The 11392-nt window shown below is 77.5% G+C and carries 2 protein-coding genes; both read left to right on the top strand.

Annotated features, from left to right (window positions below):
• Window positions 1-26: 26 nt before the first annotated feature.
• Window positions 27-4739, top strand: coding sequence for a non-ribosomal peptide synthetase (locus RMN57_RS32725; protein ID WP_313766905.1), 4713 nt, complete (start codon window positions 27-29; stop codon window positions 4737-4739).
• A 122-nt stretch (window positions 4740-4861) separates the two neighbouring features.
• Window positions 4862-11368 carry a non-ribosomal peptide synthetase gene (locus RMN57_RS32720; protein ID WP_313766904.1) on the top strand — a complete coding sequence of 2169 codons (6507 nt, stop codon included), beginning with the start codon at window positions 4862-4864 and terminating at the stop codon, window positions 11366-11368.
• The last annotated feature ends 24 nt before the right edge of the window (window positions 11369-11392 follow it).

Genomic DNA, 11392 nt, shown 5'->3' with positions numbered 1-11392 from the left:
CCCGCTCCGACCGCCCGGGACCACCCATGAGCCAGTCACCCCAGCGCGCCGCGCTCTCCGCCGAGAAGCGCCGCCTGCTCGCCAAGCTGCTCCAGCAGCAGGGCCTCGCCCGCACCGACGCCGCCGGCCTGATCGCCCCCCGCCCCGAGGGGGCCCGGCTGCCGCTCTCCTTCGCCCAGCAACGGCTCTGGTTCGTCGAGCAGTTCGCCGGCCCGAGCCCGCTCTACACCATCGCCTGCACCGTCCGGCTGACCGGCCGGCTGGACGCCCCCGCGCTGGAGCGGGCGCTGGGCCGGGTGGTGGAGCGGCACGAGGCCCTGCGCACCACCTTCCGCGCCGAGGAGGGCCGGCCCGAGCAGGTCGTGCACGCCCGGGTCGAGGTCGCGCTGCCGCTGACCAACCTGTCCGCGCTGCCCGCCGACGCCCGGGAGGCCGCCCTCGCCGAGCTGACCGAGCAGGAGAGCCGCCGCCCGTTCGACCTGGGCGCCGGCCCGCTGCTGCGCGGCCGGCTGGCCCGGGTGGCCGAGGAGGAGCACCTGCTGGTCCTCGCCGTGCACCACATCGTGGCGGACGGCTGGTCGCTGGACATCCTGGTCCGCGAACTGGCCCACCACTACCGGCCCTACGCCGCCGAGCCGTCCGGCCGCAGGCTCCCCGAGCTGCCCGGGCCGGCCGAGCTGCCCGAACTCCCGGTGCAGTACGCCGACTTCGCGCTCTGGCAGCACGAGCGGGTGTCCGGCGAGGCGCTGGATGCCCAACTGGCCCACTGGTGCGAGCGCCTGGCCGGCGCGCCCAGCACCGTGGACCTGCCCACCGACCGGCCGCGCACCGCCCGGCAGGGCTTCGCCGGTGCCTGCTTCCCGTGGCGGCTGGAGGGCGACCTCGCCACCCGGCTCACCGCGCTGGCCCGGGAGCACGACGCCACCCTCCACATGGCGCTGCTGGCGGGCTTCACCGCCGTGGCGCAGCGCTGGAGCGGGCAGAGCGACCTGGTGGTCGGCTCGCCGGTGGCCAACCGCAACCACCCGCAGACCGAGGGCCTGATCGGCTTCTTCGTCAACATGCTGCCGCTGCGCACCGACCTGTCCGGCAACCCGACCTTCCGCGAACTGCTGGGCCGGGTCCGGGAGTCCGCGCTCGCCGCGTACGCCCACCAGGACGTGCCGTTCGAGCGGATCGTCGAGGAGGTCCGCCCGGACCGCGACGCCGGCGGGCGCACGCCGTTCGCCAACCTGCTGCTCGTCCTCCAGAACACCCCGGAGACCGCCATCGAGCTGCACGGGCTGCGGATGGAGGTGGCCGCGGTGGACACCGGCACCGCCAAGTTCGACCTGCACCTCCAGGTCACCGAGACCCCGCAGGGCCTGACCGGCCTGGCCGACTACAGCACCGAGCTGTACGAGGAGCGCACCGTGCGCCGGTTCGTCGACCAGTGGCTGCACCTGCTGGCGGCCGCGGTCGCGGCCCCGGACACCCGGCTGGACGCGCTGCCGCTGCTGGGCTCGGCCGAGCGCGACGCCGAACTGGCGGCCGGCGCCGCGCGGCGCGCAGCCGCTCCGCGGGCGCGCAGCCTGCCGGCCGCCTTCGCCGAGCAGGTCCGGCTGCGCCCGGCGGCGATCGCGGTCAACTGCGGTGCGGCGAGCCTGAGCTACGCCGAGCTGGACCGCCGTTCGGACGCCCTGGCCCGGCGGCTGCGCGAGCTGGGGGTCGGGCCGGAGAGCCGGGTGGCGATCTGCGTCGAGCCCTCGGTACGGCTGGTCACCGGCATCCTGGGCATCCTGAAGAGCGGCGGCGCCTACGTCCCGCTCGACCCCCGACACCCGGCCGACCGGCTCGCCTACACCCTGGCCGACTCCGGCGCGGTGGCCCTGGTGGCCGACCCCGAGCACGCCGAACTCGCCGACGGCGTACCCGTGCTGGCGGTCGACCAGCCGTTGGCCGGACAGCCGCTGGAGCCGGCCCCGCTCGGGCCGGACCACCTCGCGTACGTGATCTACACCTCCGGCACCACCGGGCGCCCCAAGGGCGCGCTGCTCACCCACGCCAATGTGCTGCGGCTCTTCGAGGCGGCCGCCGCGGACGTGCCGTTCGGCCCGGACGACGTCTGGTCGCTGTACCACTCCGCCGCCTTCGACTTCTCGGTCTGGGAGATCTGGGGTGCGCTGCTGCACGGCGGCCGGATCGCCGTGGTGCCGCAGGAGGCCCGGCGCAGCCCCGCCGCCTGCCACGCGCTGGTGCGCGCCGAAGGGGTCACGGTGCTCAGCCAGACGCCCACCGCCTTCCGCCAGTTCGTCGACGCCGACGCCGAGGCCGAGGCTCTTGGGACGGAGGCCGGACCGGCGCACCGGCCGCTCGCGCTGCGGCACGTGGTGTTCGGCGGCGAGGCCCTGGAACCGGGCGCGCTGCGCGCCTGGGCCGCCCGGCACCCCGACGGCCCGCGGCTGGTCAACATGTACGGGATCACCGAGACCACCGTGCACGTCACCGCGCACCCGCTCGGCCCGGCCGACCTGGCCGCCCCCGGCAGTGTGATCGGGCGCCCGCTCGCCGATCTGGCGGTGCACCTGCTGGACCGGCGCGGCGAGCCCGTGCCGCCCGGCGTGCCCGGCGAACTGTGCGTCGGCGGGCCGGGCCTGGCCCGCGGCTACCTGGGCCGCCCCGGCCTGACCGCCGAGCGCTTCGTCCCCTCCCCGCTGGGCGACGGCGAGCGGCTGTACCGCAGCGGCGACCTCGCCCGCCGCCTGCCGGTGGGGGCACCTCCCGGCCGCCAGGCCGGGGGAGGCACGCTGGAGTACCTGGGCCGGATCGACCAGCAGGTCAAGGTCCGCGGGCACCGGGTCGAGCTCGGCGAGATCGAGGCGGAGCTGGGCGCCCACCCGGGCGTACGGCACGCGGCCGTCCTGCCCCGCGAGGCACCGGGCGGCGGCACCGGCCTGGTCGCCTACCTGGTCCCCGCGGACGGCGGATCGCCCGAGGAGCCGGCGGACCGGACCGAGGACGCCCAGCAGGTCTCCCAGTGGCGGACCGTCTTCGACACCGCCTACGAGCAGTACGAGCAGGTGGGCGGCGCCGACCCGACGTTCAACATCCGCGGCTGGACGAGCAGTTACACCGGGGAGCCGATCCCGGCCGAGGAGATGCGGCGCTGGGTGGAGGACACCGTCGCGCTGGTCCGGCGCACCGGACCGCGCCGGGTCCTGGAGATCGGCAGCGGCACCGGCCTGCTGCTCTTCCGGCTGGCCGGCGACTGCGAGCAGTACACCGCCCTCGACCTGTCGGAGAGCGCGGTCGCCCACGTCCGCCGCCACCTCCCGGCGCACTGGGAGCACGTGCGGCTGCTGCGCCGCGCCGGCCACGAGCTGGACGACCTGGCGGCCGGCCGGTTCGACACCGTCCTCGTCAACTCGGTGGCCCAGTACCTGCCGAGCGCCGGCTACCTGGTCGAGGTGCTCACCCGGGCCGCCGCACTGCTGGCCCCGGGCGGGCGGATGGTGATCGGCGACGTCCGGCACCTGGCCCTGCTGGACGCCTTCCAGGTGTCGGTGCTGCAGCCGGGCCTGCCGGCCGGGGCGGGCGACGCCGAACTGGCCCGCCAGGTCCGCCAGGCCGTCCGGCAGGAGGACGAACTGCTGCTCGACCCCCGCTTCTTCGCGGCCCTGCGCCGGGAGATCCCGCGGATCGGCCGGGTGGAGGTGCTCCCGAAGCCCGGGCGCGACCGCAACGAGATGACCCGCTACCGCTACGACGTCGTCCTGCACCTGGACACCGAACCGGCCGCCCCCGCGGTGCGCACGGTGCCGTGGACCGGCGGCGAGCTGCGGGCGCTGCTGGACGGCTCCCCGCTGGTGGTCACCGGCATCCCCAACGCCCGGGTGCACGCCGACGCCCGGACCGCCGCACGGCTCGCCGCCGGACCGGACGCGTCCACCACGGATGCCGCCGACGCCACCACGCCCGCCGCGACCACCACGCCCGCCGAGCCCGCCGAGGCCGCCGAGCCCGCCGAGCCCGCCGCACTGGACCCGCAGGAGCTGCGCGAGCTGGCCGACCGCCACGGGCACGCCGTGGAGCTCAGCTGGGCGGCCGGCGACCCGCTGGGCCGCTTCGACGCCGCGTTCCGCCCGGCCGGCACCGAGCCGGAGACGGCCCTGCCGCCCGCCGGGGACGACGCGCAACTGCCCTGGCCGCACTGGGCCAACGACCCGCACCGCGGCCGCGCCGCCCGCCGCCTGGTGCCCGTGCTCCGCTCCCACCTGCGGGAGCGGCTGCCGGAGTACATGGTCCCCGAGGCCTTCGTCACGCTGGACGCGCTGCCGCTGACCGCCAACGGCAAGCTCGACCGGGCCGCGCTGCCGGCCCCGGACTGGTCCACCGGCTCGACCGCGCTGCTCGCCCCCCGCGACGACACGGAGCGGGCGCTCGCCGAGATCTGGAGCGCCGCCCTGGGCGTGGCCCGGATCGGGCTGGCCGACGACTTCTTCGACCTCGGCGGCCACTCCCTGCTGGCCGTCCAGGTGACCGCCGCCGTCCGCGAGTCGCTGGGCCGCGCCCTGCCCGTCCGGGCGCTGTTCGAGGCCCCCGTGCTGGGCGACTACGCCGAGGCGGTGCGCCGCGCCCCGGCCGCCGAGGCCCAGGAGGCCGCGGCGGTCCCGGTGCGCGAGGCCGTACCGGCCGACGCCGCCGGCTTCGACGACCTGTCCGCCGAGGAGCTGGCGGAGCTGATGGGCGGGGGCCGGTGACCGCCGCGCGCACCCCGAACGCCACCGGCAGCCCCGGGCCCGCCCCCGGCCCTGTCCCCGATCTGACCCCCGTCCCCAGCCCCGACCTGACCCCCGACCTCGCCCCCGTGAAGGAGCACCCCGTGGCCACCGCCCCCCGCATCGCCGAGGTGCTGCCGGCCTCCGCCGCCCAGCGCCGGTTCTGGCTGATCGACCGGCTGGAGGGCTCCAGCGGCGTCTACAACACCGCCGCCGCCCTGCGGCTGCGCGGACCGCTGGCCGCCGACCACCTCCGGGAGGCGTTCCAGCTGCTGGTCGACCGGCACGAGGCGCTGCGCACCGTCTTCCCGGCCCGCGACGGCGTCCCGGTCCAGCTGGTGCTGCCGCGCCGCGTGTTCGAGCTGGGCGTGACGGAGGCCGCCGGCGCCGGCGAGGCCGAGGTCCGGGAGCTGGCCGGCCGGCTCGCCGAGCAGCCGTTCGACCTGGCCAAGGGGCCGCTGCTGCGGGCCGAACTGATCACCCTCGGGCCGCAGGAGCACCTGCTGGTCGTGGTGCTGCACCACATCGTGGTGGACCGCTGGTCCTTCGGCCTGCTGATGTCCGAACTCTCCGAGTGCTACGCCGCCCGGGCCGAGCGGCGGCCCGTCCGGCTGCCCGAGCTGCCGCTGCGCTACGCCGACCACGTGGCCAGCCGGCAGGCCCTGCTGGACGGCGGCCTCGGCGACCGGCTGCTCGACCACTGGCGCGAGCGGCTGGCCGGCGCGCCCCAGGCCCTGGAGCTGCCCGGCGACCGCCCGCGCCCGGCGGTGCGCAGCTTCCGCGGCGCGACCGTGCCGGTGCGGCTGGACGCGGCCGCCTCGCAGGCGGTGCGCGACCTCGCCCGGGCCGCGGGGGCGACCCCGTTCATGGTGCTGCTGGCCGCCTTCCAGGCCGTGCTGGCCCGGCACGCGGGCACCGAGGAGGTGGTGGTGGCGACCGGGCCCGCCACCCGTTCCCCGGGGACGGAGCTGCTGGTCGGCGCCCTGGTCAACACGGTGCTGCTGCGCACCTCGCTGGCCGGCGACCCGAGCTTCGCCGAGCTGGTGGAGCGGGTGCGGGGCACCGCGCTGGACGCCTTCGAACACCAGGAGCTGCCGTTCGACCGGCTGGTCGAGGAGCTGGCGCCCAGCCGCGACCTGTCGCGCAACCCGCTGGCGCAGGTCGGCTTCGTGCTCCAGAACGCGCCGGCCGCCACGCCCGCGCTGGCCGGCCTGGACGTCGAGCCGGTGGCGGTGGCCCGGGACAGCGCCCACCTGGACCTCGACCTCCAACTGACCGAGGAGGAGGGCTGCTTCACCGGCTTCGCCGAGTTCGCCCGGGACCTCTTCGACACCCCGACGGTGGCCCGGCTGCTCGGCCACTGGACCACCCTGCTGACCGCCGCCGTCCGGACGCCGGGCACCCGCCTGTCGGCGCTGCCGATGCTCACGGAGGAGGAGCTGGCGCAGGAGCTGCACGGCTGGAACGACACCGACGGCGAGCTCCCGGCCGGCCTGCGGGTGGACCAGCTGTTCGCCCGCCGGGCGGCCCGCACCCCGGAGGCGGTCGCGGTGGTCGACGCGACCGGTTCCGTCGACTACCGGACGCTGGACGCCTGGGCGGGCCGGATCGCCCACCGGCTGCGGGCGGGCGGCGTCGGACCGGACGTGCCGGTGGCGCTCTGCCTGGAGCGCGGCGCGGGGCTCAGCGCCGCCATGCTGGGCACGCTGCGGGCCGGCGGCGCCTTCCTCGGGCTGGACCCGTCCTACCCGGCCGACCGGCTGGCCTTCATGCTCGCCGACGCGCGGCCGGCCGTGGTGCTCGCCAACCGGTCCACCGCGGGCGCACTGCCGGCCGGAACCGAGGTGCTGCTGCTGGAGGACGTCGCCGCGGACGGACCGGAGTTCGGCCGCGGGGACGACGGCCCCACCGACGGCCCCACCGACGGCCCCACCGACGGCCCCACCGACGGCTCCACCGGCCGGCCCACCGACGACCGCACCCGTGCCGGCGAGGCCGACCTGGCCTACCTGGTCTACACCTCGGGCTCCACCGGGCGCCCGAAGGGCGTCGCCGTCACCCACCGCGCCATCGTCAACACCTTCGCCGGGCTGGCCCGTTCGCACGGCTTCGGGCCCGGCGACCGGATGGTCGCGCTGCACTCGCCGAGCTTCGACCCGGCCGTGCACGACTGCCTGGCCCCGCTGCTGGTCGGCGCCGCCGCCGTCTTCCCCGCGCCGGAGGCGGCTCGCGACCCGCGGCACTGGGCCGAGCTGGTGGCCCGCCACCGGGTGACCGTCTGGTCGATGGGGCCGGCCGGCACCGAGGCGATGCTGGCCGCCGCGGAGGAGCACGGCCTGGTCCTGGACAGCCTGCGCGCCGCACTGATCGGCGGGGACGTGCTGCCGCCCGCGCTGCCGCCGCGGCTGCGCGCCGCCGCACCCGGCTGCCGGGTGGTCAACTCGGCCGGGGTGGCCGAGGCCGCCTTCTGCAACAACGAGTACCCGGTGCCCGAGGACGCCGACCCGACCGCCCCCGTCCCGTACGGGCGCCCGCTGCCCAACCAGCGGCTGCTGGTGCTGGACGGGCTGCTGCGGGCCGTCCCGGCCGGCGTGCCCGGCGAGCTGTGCGTGGCGGGCGAGGGGCTGGCCCGCGGCTACCTGGGCCGCCCCGGCCTGACCGCCGAGCGCTTCGTGCCCAACCCCTACGGCCGGGTGCCGGGCGAGCGCCTCTACCGGACCGGTGACCTGGCCCGCCGCCGGGCCGACGGCGAGCTGGAGCTGCTCGGCCGGGCCGACCACCAGGTCAAGATCCGCGGCTTCCGGGTCGAACCGGGCGAGGTGACCGGCGTGCTGCAGGGCCACCCGGCGGTGGCCGACGCGATCGTGGTGGCGCGCGAGGTGGCCCCGGGCGACCGGCGGCTCGCCGCGTACTGGGTGCCCGCCGCCGGCGCACCGGCGTCCGGCGCCGAGCTGGCCGCCTGGCTGCGTGAGCGGCTGCCCGCCCACCTGGTGCCCGCGCTCTGGACGGAGCTGGCGGCCCTGCCGCTCTCCCCCAACGGCAAGGTGGACCGGGCCGCGCTGCCCGCACCGGCCGCCGCGGCCGGTGCGGCCGACCGGCTCGCCCCGCGCACCGCCGCCGAGGCCGCGATCGCCGCGATCTGGCAGCGGCTGCTGGAGCTGCCCGAGGTCGGCGTGCTGGACGACTTCTTCGCCCTCGGCGGCCACTCGCTGCTGGCCAACCGGCTGGTCGGCGCGCTGCGCGCGGAGTTCGGCGTGGAGCTGCGGCTGCGGGAGGTGTTCGCCGCCGTCACGGTGGCCGCCCAGGCCGAGCTGGTCGAGCGGCTGCGCTCCGCGGCCGGCACCGACGGCGGCCCGGCGGACGGCGCCGCCACCGCCCTGCCGCCGGTCGTCCCGGCGGACCGCACCCTGCCGCTGCCGCTCTCCTTCGCCCAGCAGCGGATGTGGCTGTTCGACCGCTTCGCCCCCGGCAACCCGGCCTACCACGTGCCCACCGCGGTGCGGATCGGCGGCGCGCTCGACCCGGTGGCGCTGGCCACCGCCCTGCGCTCGCTGACGGCCCGGCACGAGGTGCTGCGCACCGTGCTGCCGGAGGTGGACGGCGTGCCGGCGCAGCGGGTGCTGCCGGTCGGCGAGGCGCCGCTGACCGTGCGCGACCTCGCCGGGGACGAGCGGGCCGAGGCGGTCGTCGACGCCTTCGTCGCCCGTCCGTTCGACCTGGCGGCCGAGGTGCCGCTGCGCGCCCTGCTGCTGCGGGTGGCACCGGCCGAGCACGTCCTGGTGCTGGTCATCCACCACATCGCGCTCGACGGCTGGTCGATGGGCGTGCTGGTCGAGGACCTGGGCGCGCTCTACGACGGACGGGAGCTGCCGCCGCTGCCGGTGCAGTACGCCGACTACGCCCGCTGGCAGGCCGACCGCGCCGCCGAGGGCCGCTGGACCGGACAGCTGGCGCACTGGCGCGAGCGGCTGGCCGGGCCGCTGCCGGTGCTGGAGCTGCCCACCGACCGCCCGCGCCCGGCCGTCCCGAGCCTGGCCGGGGCGGTGCACGAGTTCGAGCTCACCGCCGAGCTGACCGAACGGCTGCGCGCGCTCGGCGCCCGGCACGGCGCCACCCTGTTCATGGTGCTGCTGGCCGGCTACCAGACGCTGCTGGGCCGGCTCTCCGGCGCCGAGGACGTCCTGGTCGGCACCCCGGTCGCCGGCCGCGGGCAGCAGGAACTGGACGGCCTGGTGGGCTGCTTCGTCAACAGCCTGGCACTGCGCGGCGACCTCTCCGGCGACCCGGCCTTCGCCGAGCTGTTGGAGCGCACCCGGGACCGCACGCTGGCCGACTTCGACTGCCAGGAGGTGCCGTTCGAGCAGGTGCTGGACGCCGTCGGTGCCGAGCGCGACCCGGCCCGGCACCCGGTGTTCCAGACCATGCTGACGCTGCAGAGCGCCCGCCCGCCCCGGGCCGGCTTCGCCGGGCTGCGCGTGCAGCCGCTGGAGGCACGGACCGGCTCCTGCCTGATGGACCTGATGTTCACCGCCGTCGAGCAGGACGGCCGGCTGGCCTTCACGGTGGAGTACGCGACGGACCTGTTCGACGCGGCGGGCGTCGCCCGCCTGGCGCACCGCTTCGGCGTGCTGCTGTCGGCCGCCGCCGAGGCGCCGCGGACCGCGCTGTCCGCGCTGCCGCTGCTCGACGCCGAGGAACGCCGCACGGTGCTCACCGGGTGGAACGACACCGCCCGCCCCGTCCCGGCCGGCGGCCTGCACGACCTGGTCGCGGCGGCCGCGGCCCGTACCCCCGACGCTCCGGCGCTGGAGCACGAGGGCCGCACGACCGGCTATGCCGAGCTGGAGGCCGCCGCCGGGCGCTGCGCCGCGCGGCTGCGCGGGCTGGGGATCGGTGCGGGCAGCGTGGTCGCGGTCCACGCGGCCCCGACGCCGCAGCTGGTCACCGCCCTGCTCGGGGTGCTGAAGGCGGGCGCGGCGTTCACCACGCTGGACCCGGAACTGCCCGGGGAGCGGCTGCGGCTGCTGCTGGAGCTGTCCGGCGCCGGGCTGGTGCTCACCGACGGGAGTCCGGCCGGACCGCTGTTCGACGGGCTGCGGGTGGAGCCGGTCGAGGAGCCGGGCGGCACGGCCGAGCGGACGGGCCCGGGCGGCACGGCCGAGCGGACGGACCCGGCCGGCCCCGCCCCCGCGACCGAACCCGAGGCGCTGGCCTGCGTGTTCTTCACCTCGGGCACCACCGGTGTGCCCAAGGGCTCGATGTTCACCCACCGGGGCCTGGTGAACTTCACCCTGGCGATGGCCGAGGAGTTCCGCCTCGCCCCCGGCGACCGCTTCCTGCAGCTGGCCTCCACCGGCTTCGACGTGCTGGTCGAGGAGCTGTTCCCGGCCCTGGCCGCCGGCGCCACCGTGGTGCTGCCCGGTACCCGGCTGCTGGCCCGCGGCGTCGACCTGACCCGCTACCTGGCGGAGCACCGGATCACCGGCCTGGAGCTGACCACCGCCTACTGGCACGACTGGACCGCCGACCTGGAGCGCACCGGCGCCGCGCTGCCGCCGGACCTGCGGTTCGTCGCGATGGGCGGCGAGCGGGTGCGCCGGGACCGGCTGGCGGTGTGGCAGCGCCTCGGGGTCCCGCTGGTGCACGTGTACGGGCTCACCGAGGTCACCTGCACCTCGGCCACCCGGCGGGTGACCGGCGAGCCGGTGGGCGGCGACGGCCTGCCGATCGGCCGCCCGCTGCCCAACACCACCGTCTACCTGCTGGACCGGGCCGGGCAGCCGGTGCCGATCGGCTCCCCCGGCGAGCTGTTCCTCGGCGGCGCCGGCCTGGCCCGCGGCTACCTGGGCCGCCCGGGCCTGACCGCCGAGCGCTTCGTGCCGGACCCGTTCGGCGAGCCCGGCGCCCGGCTCTACCGCACCGGCGACCTGGCGCGCCACCGGGCCGACGGCGAGGTGGAGTTCATCGGCCGCGCGGACCAGCAGGTGAAGATCCGCGGCCACCGGATCGAGCCCGCCGAAGTGGAGGCCCGGCTCGCCGAGCTGCCCGGGGTCGGCGCCGCCGCGGTGGTGGTGCGCGAGGACGAGCCGGGCGAGAAGCGCCTGGTCGGGTACGCGGTCGCCGCCCCGGGTGCCGCGCCGGACGCCTTCGAGCTGCGCGCCGCGCTCCGCGAGCGGCTGCCCGAGTACCTGGTGCCGTCGGCGATCGTGCTGCTGCCCGCGCTGCCGCTGAACGGCAACGGCAAGCTCGACCGCGGCGCGCTGCCGCGGCCCGGCCGGGCGGAGCTGACCGGCGACGCGGCGGTCGCCCCGCGCACCCCCGCCGAGCGGGAGATCGCGGAGCTGGCGGGCGAGTTGCTCGGCCTGCCGGCCGTCGGCGTCCACGACGACCTGTTCGACCTGGGCCTGCACTCGCTGCTGGCCGCCCGGTTCGCCGCCCGGGTGCGCGAGGCCTGCCAGGTGGAGGTGCCCCTGCGGGTCTTCTACGAGGCGCCCACCGTCGCCGAGTTGGCCCTGCGGGTGGTGCAGCTCCAGGCCGAGGGGACCGACCCGGACGACCTGGCGCAGCTGCTCGCCGAACTGGAGGCCGAGGACGGCCTCGCCTCCGCCTGACCCCGGCCCGACCACCCCGGCCCG

Source organism: Kitasatospora sp. CM 4170 (assembly GCF_032110285.1).
Classification (GTDB): domain Bacteria; phylum Actinomycetota; class Actinomycetes; order Streptomycetales; family Streptomycetaceae; genus Kitasatospora; species Kitasatospora aburaviensis.
The sequence above is the reverse complement of the archived record's forward strand: the minus strand, read 5'-3'. Positions and strand labels throughout refer to the sequence as shown.

Coding starts and splice junctions, on each gene's coding strand:
- RMN57_RS32725 (WP_313766905.1), top strand. CDS start 27: ATGAGCCAGTCACCCCAGCGCGCCGCGCTCTCCGCCGAGAAGCGCCGC.